A 19,040-nucleotide genomic window follows, 5' to 3' on the forward strand; every position below is an offset into this window, starting at 1 on the left:
GGTGTAATTGCCCTGCACGATGAAGTGGCCACCTACGCCAAGGAAACGGCACAGTTGCGCCAGTCGCTCCCTGGTACTCGGGGCGCCTGGGATAAAGTCGCTTTTTTGACGGCCTTCAAGATGAGCTTGTCATAAAAAGTAGGGTAAGTTTTTCTGAAGACAATAAGGGAAAGGTCCCTCGAGTTTAATATTCACTACTTTGGGATTTTTGTACAACTGCTCCTAGCCGATTCCGGCTGTCCTGTGGGCTCAATTTGTTGAGCGTGCTAACGACAAACTGAATGGAAGCTAACAAGCATTACTTGCTTAACAACAAATTGCTCGAATAGAATAAGTTCCAAGAAACGCTGGGTGTTGCTTCAAATAATCAGAATAAGATTGTTTCTCAAGCGCCAGTTTGCAGCATAGATTGCTCTTACATGGGGTGCGAATGTTCACTACGCAAACGCTGGCTCGTCGTCTGCTCAACACAATGTTGCCGTGGTACTTGTTGTTGGTGGTAAGCATGACCATGCTGCAGATGGGGATCCAATATGTCTCGATCAGTAAAGCTATCGCAGAAGACTTGGCATCCCTGGTGCGCACAATCGAACCCAGTGTCACGCAAGCCTTGTGGGAACTCGACTCCGCACGCCTTTCAAGTATTGTCAGCGGAGTGCGTCAAAATGCTATCGTCACCGGCGCCCGGATAAGCAACTCGGCTGACATTGAGGTTGTCGGTGATGGCGATCGTCCCGCAGTGGCGGATACCGAAGAAACCCATCCAACGTCCCAATATCAGGAGGTGGCAGTTCCGCTACGCCATATGGAGCGCGACAATAGACAGCTTCAAATTGGCAAACTTAGCCTGTATACCAATCGCACCGTATTATGGGACCGCATCAAATACAGCTTCTTTAACGTTTTGCTCACCTCAGTGCTTACCAGCACGTTCTTGTGGATACTATTTTACTGGGCCATCAGCTACCGGTTATCAGACAGCGTGACTGAAGTGGCGCACGCGATCGCACGGTGGCGTGCCAATCAGAGCGTGACGGAAGCCGAGAGAATAGTCTATCCGTATCGAGACGAACTGGGCCAGCTTGTGAAGGCTCTGAACCTCAGTCACTTCGAGCTCTACAAATCGATGCAGCAACTCAAGGAAATGAACCATAACCTTGAGAAAATGGTCGCAGAGCGCACTGCCGAGCTTCAGCAGGCCAAGGATGTCGCGGAGGCTGCTAATTTGGCAAAAGGACAATTCCTAGCCAACATGAGCCATGAAATCCGCACACCGATGAGTGCGATTCTGGGGATGCTTTATCTCGCCCTAAAAACGGAATTGTCGTCGGCACAACAAAACTACCTGAGCAAAGCTCGGACAGCGGCGCTGTCCATGCTCGCACTCATCAACGATATTCTTGATTTCGCAAAGATTGAGGCGGGAAAACTTGAGATCGAAAAAATTTCATTCTCGTTTGACTCCGTACTGGCACAACTCACCGATGCAATTTCCTATCAGGCCGAACAGAAAGGTGTTGAGTTTCTCATCCGCTATGATCCGACTATGCCGAATACGCTGGTTGGTGATCCTCTGCGCTTGGGACAGGTTCTGCTGAACTTGTGCGGAAATGCGATCAAGTTCACCGAGCAAGGCGAGGTTGAATTGCGGTTTCGTTCGGTCTCGCAGGAGAACAGTCATATCACTATAGAAATGTTGGTGCGCGATACTGGTATCGGAATGTCCGAGCCAGTCCAGCAAGTTTTGTTTGAAAAATTTACTCAGGCTGACCAAAGCACGACACGTCGTTTTGGCGGCACCGGACTGGGGTTGGCCATCAGTAAAGAGTTGGTCGAATTGATGGGCGGACGTATCTGGCTGGCGCAGTCCGAACCTGGGCGTGGTACCACCATATGCGTTGAACTGACGTTTGCATTGACAAAATCTGGACAGCTGACTGAGCTAGCCTTGATTGATCAGGTAGGTCCGATGCTGAAAGGACTCAGGGTGCTCGTCGTTGACGACAGCGTACCGGCGCGCGAAATCATGACGGAGATGCTGCGTTTCCTGCACCTCGACGTCGAGGTGGCCGTGAGCGGAGAACAGGCATTGGACATGCTCTCGGCGGCGAATCAGGCTTTTGACCTCGTCCTCATTGACTGGCGTATGCCTGGAATGAACGGTGATGAAGTCACCCGGTTGCTGCGCCGTGACAGTCGCCTTGCATCCACACCGAAAGTGATCATGGTGACTGCGTATGGCCGCGAAGATGTGTTCCAGCTGGCCCAGCAAGCGGGGGTAGACGGCTTTCTCATCAAGCCGGTCTCGCCCTCGACTTTGCTTGACGCCATACTATCGGTGCTTGGTCGCAAGCGCATTTTTGAAAATGAAGAGCAACAACGCTCGCGTCGTCGGACAATATCATACGGTCTCGCGGGTGCGCATCTGCTCTTGGTTGAAGACAATGATATTAACCGCGAATTCGCCTGCGAGTTGTTGCGCGGCGAGGGAATGCAGATTGACGAAGCGGTCAATGGCGAAGAAGCCGTCGATATGGTGCGTCAAAAACAATACGATGTTGTATTGATGGATATCCAGATGCCTGTGATGGACGGACTTGAAGCTGTGCGTCGAATCCGCGCATTGGCCTCTTCGGAGGCCGACGGTCGACGTTTTATTGATTTACCCGTCATTGCCATGACCGCCCTGGCAATGGCGCATGATGTGGAGCAGAGCCATGCTGCGGGCATGAATGACCATGTGACTAAGCCTATCGAGCCGGATCGGCTGATCGCCACGCTGGCACGCTGGATCAGATTTCCTGCTAAGCGAAGTGATGCCGACAGGCTGCTTGCGATGGCACCGGCGCAGATTCCGTGTCCTGCAGATTTACTCGATCTGGCCAGTCTTGATGCACAGGCAGGCATTCGTCGTATGGGCGGTAAAGCGGATGCGTATCGTAAGCAATTGCAGCGGTTTCGAGAAAGTTACGGAGATGCAGGTCTTCAGCTAAGCGCCATGCTATCGGCAGGGGATCATGCAAACGCACAGCGTTTTTGTCATACCTTGATCGGCGTGACCGGCAATATCGGTGCCATGTCCTTGCATGCTCAGTTGGTAACGATAAATAGCCGGCTCAAGGATGGGGAGGCACCCATCGATGACGAAATCACATTAATGCGTAACCTGCTCAGCAGCTTGACGGTGGAGATCGATAGCATCGCCCGCACTGCCGCGGCGGCGCCGGATACGTCCAGCGCAAGCTTGTCACAGGCATCTTTGATCGCACTCATCGAAGAACTGGAAACGGCGCTTGAATATGATCTTGGAAGAGCCGAATCATTACTGGCGGAGTTGCACGCCGGCTCGGTCGGGACGCGGGTTGCCGCAGCAATTAACGAAATAGCGGTATGCGCTGACGCATTTGACACAAGCAAGGCGGTTCGGCTGGTCATCGCATTGCGCCAGCGTCTGTTGGCAGAGACACAATGATGCTCTCTTTAGTTTGTAGGAATCCCCCAAGGGAATACGCACAACAATGGATTTGGAACCGCACATGAGCCGATCAAACCAGCATCGCCCCCGTATTCTGATCGTCGATGATGTTCGGGAAAACTTGCATCTTCTGATGAATATTTTGAAGGTGAATCACACCATGATGGCAGCAACATCGGGGGAAAAGGCTATTGAAATTGCACGCCGGATACCCCAGCCGGAATTGATTTTGCTCGATATTAAGATGCCGGGCATGGACGGCTACTCGGTATTGTCAACGCTGAAGTCGGATCCTGCGACAGCCCATATCCCGGTCATCTTTATAAGTGCTCTGAGCGATGCCGCCGATATTGCAGGAGGTCTGGAACTTGGTGTCGCCGACTACATCACCAAGCCTGTAGATCCTGAAATGCTACTGTTGCGCGTCAACACCCAGCTCACTCTTCAACGCTACAGGGAAGGACCGGCCTTGTTTGACAACGGGCCCGACGTCGACCCCGCACCTGTGCCAAGCGTCCTGCTGGTTGACGACGTCCCCGCAAACGTACACGGCCTTCTCGAGGTGTTACGGGATGACTATCGCGTCGTTGTCGCGAGTTCCGGCATGAAGGCGCTCGATATTGTGCAGAGCGAGTCACCACCGGATTTAATTTTGCTCGACATTCTGATGCCGGGGCTGGGAGGGTATGAGGTTTGTGAGCATATCAAGTCGTTGCCGGAGCGCAGCCGGATTCCTATCATATTTGTCACGGTGGCCGACTCTAAAGAGGACAAACTCAAGGCTTTTCAACTCGGAGCAGCTGATTACATTACCAAGCCTTTTGATGTAGATGAGGTACGCGCACGCGTGCGTATGCATCTCGAATTAGGCCGCTTGCGCCGTTATCTTGAACGGCTAGTCGGGCAGCGTACGGCGATGCTTCAGAAGAGTGAGGACAAATATCGCGTCTTGGCTGACTACTCACCCAACTGGGAGTACTGGCTTGCCCCCGATGGTAGTTATCTCTATGTTTCGCCCGCCTGCGTCGAGATCTCAGGGTATGTCCCCGAAGATTTTTTCAGCGAGCCTGGATTGATGGAGAAAATCATAGCGCCGGCAGATTTGCCAGCCTGGGCTGAATTCGGTCCAAACTGCGGTAAAGAAGCGTTTATGCCGCTGGCCTTGCGTATTCGTCACCGCGATGGTGGTGAGCGCTGGATCGAGCACACCGCAAAGCAGGTGATAAACGACGAAGGGCAACTGTTGGGTTGGCGCGGCTCTTATGCGAATATCACGCAACGGCGCCAGGCTGAACAGCGGCTCGATTTCTTCACGCATCGCGATCCTTTGACTGGCTTGTCGAATCGGGCCTTGTTTGCGGAGCTGTTGCTCCATGCCTCCAAACAAGCTGAACACACTCAATCCGAGTTTGCGCTGTTGTTCATCAATCTTGATAATTTTAAGACCATCAATGAAAGTCTAGGACATCGTGCGGGCGACCGTTTGCTAGTCGAGGTCGCAACGCGCTTGCGTGATTTCCTGCCCGGCATCGATGCGATTGCCCGAGTAGGTGGCGATGAGTTCAACGTGATACTGGAGTTGGAGGAAAATGGACCCGGTGTCGATCTGCTTGGCCAGCGCATCATCGATATTCTGTCCAGTCCGTATCAACTCGATGGCAATAGCGCCTATGTGGGCGCGTCGATCGGGATTGCTCTCTATCCGACTGACGGACTGGACGTGGAGACTCTGCAGAGCAACGCCGATGCCGCCTTGCACCAGGCAAAAGCAATGGGACATGGCAGCCTGCGCTTCTTCTCCCCGGAAATGAGCCGCCGGGCCAAGGAGCGACTGGCGCTGGAAGCGGATTTGCGCGGTGCGCTGGAGCGCGGCGAGTTTTCCCTCAGCTACCAGCCGCAGGTCGATCTGCGCAGTAGTGAACTGGTCGGGCTGGAAGCGCTGATCCGCTGGACTCATCCGGTACGCGGCAATGTCCCCCCAAGCGTCTTTATCCCGCTTGCCGAAGAATGTGGCCTGATTGTTGAGTTGGGCGACTGGATTTTGCAAACGGCCTGTCGCCAGATTCGGCGCTGGACCGACGCTGGATTGGCGCCGCGCCACACGGCGGTAAATATCTCAGCCGTACAGTTGAGTCGCGGACGCCTGCTCGACTCGGTAACGTCGACGTTGGAGAAGACGGGCGTGGCGCCAGAACAGCTGGAGCTTGAAATCACGGAGAGCTTTGTGATGCTCGAACGCGAACTGTCATTTCAGTCCTTAGCAGACCTACGGGCACTCGGAGTAAGTCTGTCGATCGACGATTTCGGCACCGGCTATTCCTCGCTCTCCTATCTTCAACAGCTCAAGGTACACAAGCTGAAAATCGACATGTCTTTCGTACGCGACATGATGAAAAATAGCAGCAACGCAGGTATCGTTAAGGCCGTCATTGCGCTAGGGAAAAGCCTCGGACTGGAAGTAATTGCCGAAGGGGTTGAGGATAGCGACCAGGCACATTATTTACGCGACCTGGGCTGTGACGTCATGCAAGGCTATCTTGTCAGCAAGCCGCTCCCGGACGACGAAATCAGCAAGTTCCTCGCCGATTTCAGTAAGCGGAAACCTATTTTTTAACCGAGGCATCTTGACGGCCGATGAGACTGGACCGCAGTTCCGTCACAGCGCCAGATTTGCTAAGAAGATCGATGATGGCATCCATTTCTTTTACTGAAATCGGTCCATCTCGCCTGACTAGATTTGACAGGTCCACACGCGAATCAAATTTCTCGCTTACGATGATCTCTCCCTGTATTTTGGGGTCTGCGAGATATTTGGCGATGATGACTTCAGGAACGATGCCGACATCGGCGCGACCGGCCATGACGAATTGGACCACCGCCTTATTGGTGGCGACAAGATAGGCATTGAAGTTGCTCTTGATATAGTTTTCATCAGAATTATTGTTGAATATCCGGTAGTGGTAGCCCCGTACTCCTACAATACTTTTTTTCGTCAGGTTATCAAAAACTTTGGTACCGCCGAAACGATTGTGGCGTTTCGAAAAATAGACATCGCCGCTGAATAAAATGGTCTTCGTCGGCAGCAGTCCGAGCGCCGGATTGGTCCACGCGGTCGTCCGTAGTGGATACACATCTGCTTCTTTTTCCATAAAAACGGTGTCGAGACGCAATCGGGGATAGACGTTCAATTCGAAATGAAATTTGCTTTGAACGTCGTTCATTTTGCGTATGAAATCAGCAATTGCGCCTTTGGGTTCCCCCGTATCGTCCAGATACACAATTTGATCCCAAGGCTCGGTCGCAACGCGGACTTTGATTTGAGCCAGGGCGATCCCAGCAGTTGAGATGCACAGCAGGAACATCGCTGATCTCAAAAATGCGCCAGTTTTATATACACTCACGTAGGTTCCATCGAGAAAAAATTGGTAAGAGAAATGGAAGGCTCTCGTTGTGAGAACATCTTCCCACCGCCTGCCACCGTGAGTCAGCCTACGCTAGGTAGATTTATCTTGCACCATACTAGTACCCACAATCTATTGGCGTATTTTTGACGTCATTTGCTACATAAATATTTCTTCACCAGGTTCGTTTTTGGCCGCGACTGTGTAAAAACGTAGAAAATTTTAACTCATCGAAAAATCGACCTCTCTGATCAAGCTGTATTCAATTTTCTCGACATCGGGAAGGGCCTCCCTACACACGAATTTTCCGCTGTTTTACGTTTTTACACAAAATTATGTACAGACTCCGTTGACGAAATTTAAAGATAGCTGGCTGTCCGGTTAAGGCAGTCAGCGCGGTTAGCCTCACCTCAGGCTAGGCGGCGGAGTCATTTGCACCGAATCCCGGCGAATTCAGTCGTTCTTCGACGTCTTCCGAGAAGTCCATCACCAATTGAATTGGATTTTCATGAGGGAGATGGTCATTCCACATCATCTCATCAATTTTCAAGTGAACAGCATCACCCACCATCTGTTGTCGTCGGTTTGTCAGCGACAACAACATTTGCGGCCGAGTTGCGTCATCTATGTCGACCCATAAAGTCGTTTGCCGCCCATCTTTTCTACTCACACGTAACGCGTGATTTACCCAATAAGATAAGCCAGTCTTAGGATCTTGCCTATACTCAGCGCGTGCTGCATCGGAAAGTTGAGCTACGAGAAGTTCACGCGCAGATTTAGGCCTTGTGAGTGTTACTCCTCGATGGATATGCGTTTATGCGGCAACATTAGTGCGGATACTCACAAACTTCGCAAATGCGGCAGATCGCGCCAGCTGGTCGTCGTCCCAATCACGTGGACAGAGATGTCTGGAGAAATAGTGCTCGGAGCTGCTCCACTGTGCGTCTCTGCTCTGAGAGCGCGCTAAATTGCAAGTGGAAACCCAGAGGTGGTATGCTTTCTTTGCTATATGACCATAAAATTGAGAATTGCTATGGTCATATAACATTTTGAGTTCCGAATGAAATTGCTCCAGCCGCGCTCATTGTTCGCTTTGACAGGCGTCTCGATCATCGCTGCATTGGCAGGCGCTGCCACGGCGAAACCAGCGCAATTCAGGATACTGCCATCCGCCTTATGGCCAGCTCCGGAACCGAAATAGCGGATCGCAAGCACATCGCTGTTGTAGTTCGTCGTGTTCTCTATTGGCACAGTGAGAGCGATTGTCTGGTCGCCGAGTCTGGCGTTATCTAGTCCAGAAACACCGGGTTGAAGCAATTTTGTGTCCAGCGAAGGGAAATCTGTAAATGCCGGATGATCGTAAGGCACAAAGTTAGCCTGCCGGATCGCGCGGCTCAAGACGTCGAGTGTGTAACGTCCATTGTCTTGCATGAGTGCGCCATCGCTGACGGCGACATAGCTGGATTTGGCCGCGTTGAGCAAAGCCAGTGATGCAAGAGCTACAGCCATGCCAAGCGCCATGGCAATCATGAGTTCGATCAGGCTCAAACCAGTTTGTCGACCTTGGCGCATTCAGATAGCGACAGCGATAGCAATGTGCGGAGAGGGTTCTTTAGCTACAGAGGTAGCGCTGGTTGAGACGGGTTCTCTTGCCGACCAGCCGATCTTGATGACGATCGCGGCATTGGCTGCGTGATCGCAAGACCATTGCAGTCTGTTCGCCGTTGCGGGATTGCTGTCGTGGCAAACGACGGCTCTTGCCTGCGGAAGTGCTTGCTGCAATTGCAGTTGCCATCGCTGTACTTCTGCCGTCGCCATGGTGGCGCCGTCGCAGATGTGCTGCATGCAGGCGAGAGAAGAGGGGGTATTGTTTGCCATCGCATCAGCCTGATAAGAAAACAGATACGGGCTGCCGGGCAATCTGGCCAACTCAGGATCAGTGCGCATGAGGTCTGCCAAGGTGACAGCCAGTTGTGTCGCCGTGGTTTGAAATCCGCTTTGCTGTGTCATGCGCAAGGCGCGCAATTGCATCGCGGCGACACCGCTTGCGCCTAGCGCCAGGATCGCGACGGCGACCAATACTTCGATGAGGGTAAAACCGCTTTCCCGCGATTGAGCGCTGGACTTGTTCACATGGAGGCGCATGGCGAGGTCATGTAAAAAGCCAAGATTGTGAGGGAGTTTCGACGGCAAACAAGCTGAAACTGCGCCCTACGATAGCCGCAGCACGCAATATCTGCGTTACCTAAAATCTTTTGCCAGGTTCTCGTGAAGATATTTCGCCTTCAATATCGATATTGAAGGCGAAGATGTGAAAGAAAGGTGGAGGAGGAGCGGCGGCATGCCAGTACCGCGCGCGCATTCAGAAAGATGAATGCGGTTCCTTCAAAAACGCGGTCTCTTCCGTGGTGGGCGGGCGTCCGAGAATGGCATTGCGATGTGGAAAACGACCGAAGCGTTCAATGATGGCGTGATGCTGGTCTGCAAACTTCAGGTAGTTGTCCACGCTTGCCTTGCAGGCCGGATCGTCCTTGACGCTTTGCTTGGCCAGTGCGCGAAACAGTTGCACGGAATATTCCTGATCATCGAGATCTTCGGAGTGTTCCAGCGGCAGGTAAAAGAAGACTCGCTGCAGCGGTGACAATTGCTGGTCGAAACCCTGTGCCAGACCGAGATGGCAACATTGCTGCGCCAGCGCATCGAAGGCAAACGCCTTGGCCGTATCGCGATACATATTGCGGGAGAACTGATCCAGCAGCAGGATCAGCGCCAGCATGCCTTGTGGCGTGTCGGCCCAGTCGTCGCGCTGGTTGCCGGCGGCGGCCAGCAGATCGGTTTCAAAGCGCGATTTGATATCTTGATCGACGGTGGCATCCTTGCCCCACCACAGTGCCGATTGACGACCGGCGACGGTGGCAATAGCGGCATCCGTACCACTACCGTCGGCACCGAACCAGAACGCCAGGATGGCGCTGATATTTTCCGGCGTACTCATTCTGCCAGCACGCGGATACGCACGTCGCCCAGCGCCACGGTCTGGCCGGCGGTGATCTTGCAGGTCTTGCGCAGCTCCTGTCTGCCGTCGACCTTGACGTTGCCGTCGGCGACGATAGCTTTGCCGGCGCCGCCGCTGTCGCACAGTCCGACAAGCTTCAGCAACTGGTTCAGTTCGACGTAGGGGCCTTGCAGTTGGAATTCCAGGTGTTGCATATCAACCTTAATAGATGCTTCAAAGACGCTTCAACAATGCTTCAATAAAGTACTTCAATAAAAATCAAACGAGTGTCTTCTCGGCCTTGTGCAGCCACACGGCGAGGTTGTTCAGCAGGTCTTCCTGGCTGAAAGAGCAGCTTTCTTCGGTGAACAGGCTGCCTGCTTCCAGGCGGCCGAGCAGGTCTTCTGCGACTTCTTCATAGCGTGGCGGCAGGCGCTTGAGCAAATCGCTTTGCGCGCGCCAGGCGGTGCAGAAGGCGGCAACATTGATGTCGCCGTCGCGCAGGGAGTTGAGTGCGTCGTGCAGGGTTTGGATGCTGGCGTTGCTCATGGCGAAGGTAAGATCAAGAGTGTAAGGCAGAGGCGACGAACAAGCCGATGACGCAGGCATAGCCGACGATCCAGGACAGCGAGCGCAAGCTCGGCAAGTCGTTCAGATAAAGCGCCGTGTAGACCAGACGTGCCGCGATGAACGCCATCGCCAGGCCGTCGATCCATGTTTGTGCAGCGCCGGTTTGCTGCGCCACCAGCACGGCGGCGGCAAAGAAGGGCAGTGCTTCAAAATGATTGCGGTGCGCATAATCGGCGCGGCGGCGCAGGCCGGTTTGTTTGTCCAGCCACGCGCGCGGTTCGGAATTGTCAAAATCCCTTTTGCCATATTTAGCGACTGCAATCGTCAGGATCGGCAGCAAGCCTGCGATCAAAATACACCAGTAGGAAATATGCACGAATGTCCTCGTTTAAAGTGTCTTGGCTTCAAAAGTATTGCAGGCGCTGACCTTGCCTTGCGTGATGCCGCGCTTGAACCAGTTCACGCGTTGCGCCGAGGTGCCATGCGTGAAAGAGTCCGGCACCACTTCGCCGCGCGCCTGACGTTGCAGCGCATCGTCGCCGATGGCCGACGCCGCGTTGAGGGCGCCTTCGATGTCGCCTTGTTCGATGATGTGACGCGCCTCATTGGCGTGATTGGCCCAGACGCCGGCAAAACAATCGGCTTGCAATTCCAGTCGCACCGAAAGCGCATTCGACTGTTTCTCTGACATGTTGCGGCGAGCCTTGTCGACCTTCCCGGAGATGCCCAGCAGATTTTGCACGTGATGTCCGACTTCATGCGCGATCACATACGCTTGCGCAAAATTGCCGGTCACGTTGAAACGCTGCTGCATCAACTTGTAGAAGCTCAGGTCGATATAGACTTTTTGATCACCGGGGCAATAGAACGGGCCGGTGGCGGTCTGGCCGGTGCCGCAGGCGGTTGGCGTGCTGCCGGAGAACAGCACCAGTTTCGGACGAACGTAGGTCGCGCCTCCGGCCTTGAAGATTTCACCCCAGGTGTCTTCGGTATCGGCCAGCACGGTCGATACGAAGCGCGCCATCTGGTCATCCGGCGGCGGCTTGTGGGCAGGCGCGGAATGCTGCACCGGTGCAATCTGGCCACCGCCGCCGCTCAGCATGTTGATGACGGTCAGTGGATTGATGCCGAGAAAGTAGGACGCCACCAGCGCCACGGCGATGCCGCCCAGTCCGATCGAACGGCCGCCGAAGGAGAAACCACCACCTCCGCCACCGCCATCTTCGCCACGGCGGTCTTCAACGTTGTCGCTTTCGCGATTGCCTTCCCATTTCATGATTGATTCCTTGATTGCTGCTGATGTGCTGCCGAGTTACTGCTGAATTCGTCGTTTAAGCGAGATTGTAATGGACTCGTGCCCGGCGAGATGGTTTCCGCGTGCCCATATCGCCGCAAACAGGAAAAGAATGAATTTCTGCGGAGAAATGCGGTCATCAAGATAAGTGCGGCAGGATGCGGCAGCATGGCACGGTGATGTGCTGCAAAGGTTTTCACAATCGCAACTTCTGTGGGAATATCTCAATGCGCTCATTGCGCTCAGTGCCTGGTACGCAGCGTTTGGCACGCAGCGTTCTGTATTTTGCGTTGTTATAGCATCCTCGTTTGCATCGTTCTTTGCACCATAAGCAGCATGACTGCCTGCGCCATACATCTCATCTGTTGATGTTGTAGTGTTGTCATGCAGATAACAGCAATTTCGAACGGGAGACTCTCATGATCTTATGGCTCGTTGTTTTCGTAGCAGGCGCCCTTGCATTGATGATGATGCGTGTCGGCGCATGGACCTGGCTGGTGGCTGAACTGGCCTGGATATGGGTAGGCGGCGTCACCGATCAGGCCAACGCCATCGTCTGCATATTACTGGCGATCATTTTGTGCGTGCCGACACTGCTCATCGCCATCAAGTCGGTGCGGCAGACGCTGATCACGCGCCCGGCACTGGACGTCTTCCGCAAGATATTGCCGAGCATGTCCGATACCGAACGCGACGCCATTGAGGCCGGTACCGTCTGGTGGGATGCCGATCTGTTTTCCGGCAAGCCCGACTGGAACAAGCTCATGCAATTGCCACCGCCGACATTGACGGCGGAAGAGCAATCTTTTCTCGACAACGAAGTCACGCAACTCTGCGCCATGGTCAACGACTGGGACACCACGGTTGCCTGGCAGGATCTGCAGCCGGAGGCGTGGCAATTCGTCAAGGACAAGGGCTTCCTCGGCATGATCATTCCGAAGCAATACGGCGGCAAACAATTCTCCGCTTACATGCACTCGCAAGTGATCATGAAGCTGTCCTCGCGTTGTTCGGTTGCGGCGATTTCGGTGATGGTGCCCAACTCACTGGGACCGGCGGAATTGCTGCTCCACTACGGCACCGAAGAGCAAAAGAATCACTACCTCCCACGCCTGGCGCGTGGCGAAGAAATTCCCTGCTTCGCCTTGACCAGCCCTTACGCCGGTTCTGATGCGGCAGCGATTCCCGATGTCGGCGTCGTCTGCAAGGGCATGCATGAAGGTAAAGAAGTGCTGGGTTTCCGCGTGACGTGGAACAAGCGCTACATCACGCTGGCGCCGGTCGCCACCGTACTCGGCCTGGCGTTCCGTGCGCTTGATCCGGATCATCTGCTGGGCGGCAATGCGGAACCCGGCATCACCTGCGCACTGATTCCGACCAAGCATCCCGGCGTCGTCACCGGCCGCCGTCACTGGCCGCTGAACGCCGTATTCCAGAACGGCCCGACTTCCGGCGACAACGTCTTCATCCCGCTTGACTGGGTGATCGGTGGACAGGCGCAGGTCGGCAAAGGCTGGCGCATGCTGATGGAATGTCTGGCGGCAGGCCGCGCCATTTCACTGCCGTCGTCCAGCGTGGGATTTTCTAAAATGGCGGTGCGCGGCACCAGCGCCTACGCCGCCATGCGCCGCCAGTTCAAGATCGCGATCGGGAAGTTCGAAGGCATTCAGGAGGCCTTGGCGCGCATGGGAGGCAATCTCTACATGATGGACGCCACGCGCCGCATGTCATCGCTGGCGGTCGATGCCGGCGAGAAACCGTCGGTGATTTCGGCGATCTCCAAATACCACGTCACCGAACGCGGCCGTATCGTCGTCAACGACGGTATGGATGTTATCGGCGGCAAGGGCATCTGCATGGGGCCGGGCAATTTCCTGGCGCGCGTGTATCAGCAGATTCCGATTGCCATCACGGTGGAAGGCGCCAATATTCTGACGCGTTGCCTGATCATTTTCGGGCAGGGCGCAATCCGCTGCCATCCTTATGTGCTCAAGGAAATGGCCGCCGCCAACGACACCGATCATGACCGCGCGCTGGGAGATTTCGACAAGGCTTTCTTCGGCCATCTGAGCTTCGTTGCCGCCAACATGGCGCGCTCGCTGGTGTTCGGCCTGAGCGCAGGGCTGCTGGCAGGCGCGCCGACCAATGCCGCAGAAGAAACTCGCGTCTACTACCGCGCCGTGTCGCGCATGTCGGCGTGCTTCTCTTTGCTGACGGATGTATCGATGCTGGTATTGGGCGGCTCGTTGAAATTCCGTGAACGGATCTCGGCACGTCTGGGCGATGTGCTGTCGCAGCTCTATCTCATCTCCGCCACGCTCAAGCGCTACGAAGACGACAGTCGCCAGCGCGATGACCTGCCGTATCTGGAATGGTCGGTGCAGGATGCCCTCTATCGCGCCCAGGAAGCGATGCTTGAAGTGCTCGACAACTTCCCCAATCCATTTATCTCGCTGGCGTTGCGTATCTGGATGTTTCCACTGGGCCTGTCGTATCGCAAGCCATCGGATCGGCTTGCCGGCGCAGTCGCGGTCGCCATGCAGACACCCGGCGCATCGCGCGATCGTCTCGTGGCTGACGTCTATCAGCCCGATGCCGAAACCGATCCATTGGGCAGCGGCGAGCGCGCGTTCAACTTGCTGCCGCAGGTGCATGAAATCGAGACGCGCCTCAAGCAATCCATCAAGGACGGCGTATTGCCGCCGATACCGCAAAGCCTGATTGAAATGCGGCGCTGGAATGCACGTGCGATGGAGCAGGGCCTGATCAATGCCGACGAGCGTCTGGTGCTGGATGACTTCGCACACTACGGCGACATCACGGTACAAGTGGACGATTTTGGCCCCGATCTCGATATGGGCAAGGCGTTGCAAAAGCCACAAGAACCGGTATTGATCAGAAGCGCTTGAGTAAAGTGAAGTGCAAGGCAGAGACGGCCATGCAACTCAGTTGGCGCCAGTTTCATCTCTGGCCGTCGTCCCGGCGAACGCTGGGACCCAGTGTCGTGAAGACGGTCGATACGACGCTGGATCCTGACTTTCGTCAGGATGACGGTCATTTGATATTCGATGTAAGCGACGCCGATTGCAAACTCAGCAATATTTTGCTGAAAAACCTGAGAAGGAGGTCGGTTGTTCCGATTAAATTGACCGTGAGTCACGGCCTGCCGCCTTGGTCGATATGCAGCAAAGGCTTATAATGGCTGTGTACTTGTCTATTCGGCGTTTCATGTAATGCGTACGCGACGTCGTTTTAATTTGTTCTCTGTCTGAATCCGGTATTGTCATGACTACATCCTCCAACAGCTTGCCCTCCAGCTCACCTGACGTCGCGCCGCCATTCCGCTGGCTGAACCCATACCGCCCAACCAAATTCCGCGTCATCTTCGGTCTTGGCATCGCCGCCATCGTACTGGCGCTGATCAACTTGTTCGTGCCTGGTGCGCTCGACGCTACTGCCTATCTGTCCAGCATCGCCGCCGGCGCCATCGCCTACGTGCTGGCCGAAGTGCTGCTGGTCACGATTGTCGTGGTCGGGCCGTTTGCCGGGTTTGTGTATGGTGTGATTGCACTCTTCGCGCGTTAATCGACTGGATAATCGCTGATCAGGTTGAAAGAAAAGGCCGGTAGAGATACCGGCCTTTTTTGCGTCGTAAGAGTCTTTCCATATCAAGGCAGGCTGAATGGATATCCCATGATCCTGGTGTCGAATAAGCGAAACTGCACTTTGTCCTTTTCGATACCCGGATATTCCTGTTGGATTTCACCAAGATACTTATTGAAATCTTCGCGTGTTTCGGGATAGAAGCGCCAGGGCATAGGTGCCTTGGCGCAATCGAGACTGAAGTGCCCGATGTAGACGACTTCTCCCGCTGCGACGGTAAAGCTGCCGCCCTTCGACTTACCGTTCTCCAGCATGTTCTTGCGGTCGCCGTAGAAGTTGCCGACGTTACTGACGGATTTGCCTAATTTGATGCGGAATCCGGTCAGCAGATATTCACCCGGCTCGACGATGAAGGCGTAATTGCCGTAATTCTTCTTCGACGGAAAAATCGATCCATCCTTGATCAGCACATCCCATTGTCCGTCAGGGGATGTTTTCTGCGCACCGTCCTTATCAAACGCAAGGAATTGCAATTGTGCATTCTCGTAGCGGGCACAACCCCAATGCCTGCTCCAGTCGGCAGACATCAATACAACCCCCTTGGTTGCTGCCTGTTGCGCAAATAGCGTTGCATCGAAGGGCGTGCTGGAACCGCTCGTCTCTTGCGCCCAGCCAGGCGTGGCAATCAAGCCCGCCGCACCGACCAGCAGCACAGGAAGGCCGAGTCTGAATGAGCGTGAAAAACGCGCCGCACCGAAAGCTGTCATCTGATTTTCCCCAATTTGATTTTTATGTAGTCAGCGTGGACAAACGGTTTTGTTCATACCGCCTGCACAAGCTCGCAGATAAATGTACCATGCCGACTTGCCGCGAGGAATCCTGTTCGCGCGGGCGTTTACCCGTGGCAAGCGATGCCAAAAAACGTATTCACCGCGGCAAATAATTCATTGGAAAGCGCGCCGCAGCGGACATACCATAGCCGCCTCCGCGCTGATTGCACATCGGCAGCACATTCAGTGGTTTCAACAACAAGGACAATTCATGCAAACACGCAAGCTCGCCAGCGATGGCCTCACCATTCCTGAAGTCGGCCTGGGATGCTGGCAACTCGGCGGTGGCTGGGGCGATCATTGGGACAATGACGTCGCCCAGCAAACGCTGGCACAAGCCTACGCCACCGGCGTGCGCTTCATCGATACCGCCGACGTCTATGGTGATGGCGCCAGTGAACGTTCGATCGGCCAGTTTCTGAAATCGCACAAGGATCTGACCGTCGCCACCAAGCTCGGACGCGGTGCGATTTATCCCGACGGTTACAGCCGCGACGCCGTGCGCACCGCGACACAGCGTTCGCTGGACCGTCTGGGCGTCGACAAGCTCGACCTGACACAGCTGCATTGCGTGCCGCCGGCGGTACTCAAGGACGGCAAGATTTTCGACTGGATGCGCGAGCTGCGCCAGGACGGACTGATCAGCCGCTTCGGCGCCAGCGTCGAAACCGTGGAAGAAGGTTTGCTTTGTCTTGAGCAGGAAGGCATGACTTCGCTGCAAGTGATCTTCAACATCTTCCGCCAGAAGCCGTTGGCAGAACTGCTGCCGAAGGCAAAGGTGAAAGACGTCGGCATCATCGTGCGCCTGCCGCTGGCAAGCGGTCTGCTGAGCGGCAAGATGACGCGTGCGACCACCTTCAAGGCGGACGATCACCGCAACTTCAACCGCGACGGCCAGCAATTCAATGTCGGCGAAACTTTCGCCGGTCTGGAGTTCGCGACCGGCGTCGATCTGGCGCAAGAAATTGCAGCGCTGGTGCCCGCCGGCATGAACATGGCGCAAATGTCCTTGCGCTGGATCCTGGATCACGATGCCGTATCGGTCATCATCCCCGGTGCCAGTTCGCCTGCGCAGGTGTTGTCGAACGCCAGTGCATCGGCGTTGCCACGCTTGCCGGCCGAGCTGCACGAGAAGCTGGCTGTGCTGTATCGCGACAAGATTCATGCAGCGATTCGTGGCCCGTACTGAGTTAGTGCTCAAACATAATCGACGCCACAAATAAAAAGCCCACGACTTTGCGGTCGTGGGCTTTTTTAATGCAACCTGCGCTTACAGCTTGAACACGCTGACCACCTTCACCAGATTGTCGCCCTGCATTTGCATCGACTTCGATGCGGCGGCGGCTTCTTCCACCAGTGCGGCATTTTGCTGCGTGACTTCGTCCATCTGCGTGATGGCCAGATTGACCTGATCGATGCCTTCGCTTTGCTCGTGGCTGGCAACGGCAATTTCCTTGATCACTTCACTGACCTTGCGGATGCTGTCGACCACTTCACCCATGGTCTTGCCGGCCTGACCGACCAGATCCGAGCCGGCGCGCACTTCCTGCACCGAGCCGTCGATCAGCGATTTGATTTCCTTGGCAGCTGCAGCCGAGCGTTGCGCCAGGCTGCGCACTTCCGACGCCACCACCGCAAAACCGCGACCCTGCTCCCCGGCGCGTGCTGCTTCCACGGCGGCGTTCAGCGCCAGAATGTTGGTCTGGAAGGCGATACCGTCGATCACGCTGATGATTTCCACGATCTTGTTCGACGAGGCATTGATCGAATCCATGGTCTTCACCACTTGCTGCACGACGCTACCGCCTTGTTCGGCAACCGCCGAGGCCGACACGGCGAGTTCGCTGGCCTGTCTGGCGTTGGAGGCATTCTGCTTGACGGTCGAAGTGATCTCTTCCATTGCGGAGGCAGTCTCTTCCAGCGAGCTGGCCTGTTCTTCGGTACGGTTGGACAAGTCCATATTACCGCTGGCGATTTCGTCAACCGATTGCTTGATCGAGCCGGTTGCGTTCAGGATGCTATTGACGGTATCGACCATGCGATCGCGTGTGTAGGCGATCGAGGACACCAGGCTGGCTTCGTCGCCCTTGCGTACGGCAATGACACCGGTGAGGTCGCCTTCGGCGATCCTGCGTGCAATTTGCGACGCTTCGCTTGGCTCACCACCGATGGAGCGATAGATATTGCGCACCACCAGTATGGCAATACCCGACATCACCGCACCGAGGATCAGCAGCACGACACCGGCCCGGATCAGCGCGCGGTAAAAGTCGGTCTGGATGTCATCCTGATAGACGCTGGCGATGAAGTCCCAGTTCCATGGCTTGAAGCGTTTGACGAAGCCCATCTTCGGGCTGGCTTTTTCTTCCTTGGGACGCGGCCACCAGTATTCCAGGAAGCCTTCGCCGGCCGCGGATGAGCCGGTGGCGGCGATCATCTTGTAGAGCTCGTTGCCCTTGGCGTCCTTGAAGTCGTACATGTTCTTGCCGTTGAGTTTGGGGCTGGTCGGATGCATGACCACTACCGAATCGGCACCCACCAGCGTGATGTAGCCGTTGCCGGTATAGCGCTGGTCGGCGACGCGGGCAATGGCCATCTTCTTGGCGTCGTCGACCGACATCTTGCCGTCGGCAGCTTGCTGGGCAAGCCCGCTGACGATGGAGTAGGACATTTCCGTGATATCAACCAGCGCATGCTGGCGATCTGAGATCTGGAGATTTCTGGTTTCGTAAATGTTCCAGAGCGACAGCGCAAACAGCGCGACCCAAGAGAAAATCAGCGGAAGCCAAAGCTTCTGCTTCAAAGACAGGTTGTTCACTGCGTGTTCCCCTTTTTAACTATTCCTGCGACGAGTAAATGCTTCTTGCGTAAC

General features: G+C 55.1%; 15 protein-coding genes. 5 read left to right on the top strand and 10 right to left on the bottom strand.

Translation table 11 applies throughout. The features are described 5' to 3' along the window. The first annotated feature begins 430 nt into the window (after window positions 1-430). Together PQR63_RS08755 and PQR63_RS08760 are read left to right on the top strand one after the other, a co-directional pair. The gene (locus tag PQR63_RS08755; RefSeq protein WP_408167443.1) at window positions 431-3,472 is read left to right on the top strand and encodes a response regulator; all 3,042 of its coding nucleotides are present in this window, start codon (window positions 431-433) and stop codon (window positions 3,470-3,472) included. A gap of 64 nt (window positions 3,473-3,536) precedes the next feature. Next, window positions 3,537-6,089, top strand: coding sequence for a GGDEF/EAL domain-containing response regulator (locus tag PQR63_RS08760; RefSeq protein WP_408167444.1), 2,553 nt, complete (start codon window positions 3,537-3,539; stop codon window positions 6,087-6,089). Here the strand turns inward: PQR63_RS08760 and PQR63_RS08765 are convergent. From PQR63_RS08765 to ypfJ, 8 genes are all read right to left on the bottom strand, one after another. Beyond that, a complete protein-coding gene (locus PQR63_RS08765) occupies window positions 6,079-6,876 on the bottom strand; it encodes a type 2 periplasmic-binding domain-containing protein (RefSeq protein ID WP_408167445.1) in 798 nt (265 codons plus the stop codon). The two genes, PQR63_RS08760 and PQR63_RS08765, sit on opposite strands and share 11 nt — an antisense overlap. A 1,005-nt stretch (window positions 6,877-7,881) precedes the next feature. Continuing rightward, a complete protein-coding gene (locus PQR63_RS08770; RefSeq protein ID WP_408167446.1) occupies window positions 7,882-8,448 on the bottom strand; it encodes a PilW family protein in 567 nt (188 codons plus the stop codon). After that, window positions 8,449-9,021, bottom strand: a complete 573-nt coding sequence (pilV, locus tag PQR63_RS08775) for a type IV pilus modification protein PilV (RefSeq protein WP_408167447.1) — start codon at window positions 9,019-9,021, stop codon at window positions 8,449-8,451. It abuts the gene before it with no gap. A gap of 217 nt (window positions 9,022-9,238) precedes the next feature. Then, the gene (locus PQR63_RS08780; protein ID WP_408167448.1) at window positions 9,239-9,871 is read right to left on the bottom strand and encodes a DUF924 family protein; all 633 of its coding nucleotides are present in this window, start codon (window positions 9,869-9,871) and stop codon (window positions 9,239-9,241) included. Beyond that, window positions 9,868-10,086: an RNA-binding S4 domain-containing protein gene (locus PQR63_RS08785; protein WP_094562798.1), complete on the bottom strand. Its 219-nt coding sequence runs from the start codon at window positions 10,084-10,086 to the stop codon at window positions 9,868-9,870. The genes PQR63_RS08780 and PQR63_RS08785 overlap by 4 nt, the downstream gene beginning before the upstream one ends. Window positions 10,087-10,150: 64 nt before the next feature. Next, on the bottom strand, window positions 10,151-10,420 hold the full coding sequence (locus tag PQR63_RS08790) for a hypothetical protein (RefSeq protein WP_408167449.1): 270 nt from the start codon (window positions 10,418-10,420) through the stop codon (window positions 10,151-10,153). A 13-nt stretch (window positions 10,421-10,433) separates the two neighbouring features. Further along, on the bottom strand, window positions 10,434-10,817 hold the full coding sequence (locus PQR63_RS08795; protein ID WP_408167451.1) for an MAPEG family protein: 384 nt from the start codon (window positions 10,815-10,817) through the stop codon (window positions 10,434-10,436). Window positions 10,818-10,829: 12 nt separating this feature from the next. Further along, the gene (ypfJ, locus tag PQR63_RS08800; protein WP_408167452.1) at window positions 10,830-11,717 is read right to left on the bottom strand and encodes a KPN_02809 family neutral zinc metallopeptidase; all 888 of its coding nucleotides are present in this window, start codon (window positions 11,715-11,717) and stop codon (window positions 10,830-10,832) included. A gap of 437 nt (window positions 11,718-12,154) precedes the next feature. Here ypfJ and PQR63_RS08805 point away from each other — a divergent pair, with 437 nt between their 5' ends. Further along, entirely contained in the window at window positions 12,155-14,644 is a 2,490-nt protein-coding gene (locus PQR63_RS08805) for an acyl-CoA dehydrogenase (protein WP_408167454.1), read from the top strand. A 376-nt stretch (window positions 14,645-15,020) separates the two neighbouring features. Further along, entirely contained in the window at window positions 15,021-15,320 is a 300-nt protein-coding gene (locus tag PQR63_RS08810) for a hypothetical protein (RefSeq protein ID WP_408167456.1), read from the top strand. A gap of 83 nt (window positions 15,321-15,403) precedes the next feature. On the opposite strand, the gene PQR63_RS08815 is transcribed toward PQR63_RS08810, so the two are convergent. Continuing rightward, window positions 15,404-16,105 (bottom strand): hypothetical protein, encoded by a 702-nt coding sequence (locus tag PQR63_RS08815; protein ID WP_408167458.1) that lies wholly within the window; start codon window positions 16,103-16,105, stop codon window positions 15,404-15,406. 274 nt (window positions 16,106-16,379) lie between these two features. Between PQR63_RS08815 and PQR63_RS08820 the strand changes: the two genes are divergently transcribed. Further along, window positions 16,380-17,357, top strand: coding sequence for an aldo/keto reductase (locus tag PQR63_RS08820; RefSeq protein ID WP_408167460.1), 978 nt, complete (start codon window positions 16,380-16,382; stop codon window positions 17,355-17,357). Between the two features lie 81 nt (window positions 17,358-17,438). Here PQR63_RS08820 and PQR63_RS08825 read toward each other — a convergent pair whose 3' ends face one another. Continuing rightward, the gene (locus tag PQR63_RS08825) at window positions 17,439-18,986 is read right to left on the bottom strand and encodes a methyl-accepting chemotaxis protein (protein WP_408167462.1); all 1,548 of its coding nucleotides are present in this window, start codon (window positions 18,984-18,986) and stop codon (window positions 17,439-17,441) included. Between the last annotated feature and the right edge of the window lie 54 nt (window positions 18,987-19,040).

Source organism: Herbaspirillum rhizosphaerae (genome assembly GCF_046025915.1).
GTDB lineage: Bacteria > Pseudomonadota > Gammaproteobacteria > Burkholderiales > Burkholderiaceae_D > Herbaspirillum > Herbaspirillum rhizosphaerae_A.

Coding starts and splice junctions, on each gene's coding strand:
- PQR63_RS08755 (WP_408167443.1), top strand. CDS start 431: ATGTTCACTACGCAAACGCTGGCTCGTCGTCTGCTCAACACAATGTTG.
- PQR63_RS08760 (WP_408167444.1), top strand. CDS start 3,537: ATGAGCCGATCAAACCAGCATCGCCCCCGTATTCTGATCGTCGATGAT.
- PQR63_RS08770 (WP_408167446.1), bottom strand. CDS start 8,448: ATGCGCCAAGGTCGACAAACTGGTTTGAGCCTGATCGAACTCATGATT.
- pilV (WP_408167447.1), bottom strand. CDS start 9,021: ATGCGCCTCCATGTGAACAAGTCCAGCGCTCAATCGCGGGAAAGCGGT.
- PQR63_RS08780 (WP_408167448.1), bottom strand. CDS start 9,871: ATGAGTACGCCGGAAAATATCAGCGCCATCCTGGCGTTCTGGTTCGGT.
- PQR63_RS08785 (WP_094562798.1), bottom strand. CDS start 10,086: ATGCAACACCTGGAATTCCAACTGCAAGGCCCCTACGTCGAACTGAAC.
- PQR63_RS08790 (WP_408167449.1), bottom strand. CDS start 10,420: ATGAGCAACGCCAGCATCCAAACCCTGCACGACGCACTCAACTCCCTG.
- ypfJ (WP_408167452.1), bottom strand. CDS start 11,717: ATGAAATGGGAAGGCAATCGCGAAAGCGACAACGTTGAAGACCGCCGT.
- PQR63_RS08805 (WP_408167454.1), top strand. CDS start 12,155: ATGATCTTATGGCTCGTTGTTTTCGTAGCAGGCGCCCTTGCATTGATG.
- PQR63_RS08810 (WP_408167456.1), top strand. CDS start 15,021: ATGACTACATCCTCCAACAGCTTGCCCTCCAGCTCACCTGACGTCGCG.
- PQR63_RS08815 (WP_408167458.1), bottom strand. CDS start 16,105: ATGACAGCTTTCGGTGCGGCGCGTTTTTCACGCTCATTCAGACTCGGC.
- PQR63_RS08820 (WP_408167460.1), top strand. CDS start 16,380: ATGCAAACACGCAAGCTCGCCAGCGATGGCCTCACCATTCCTGAAGTC.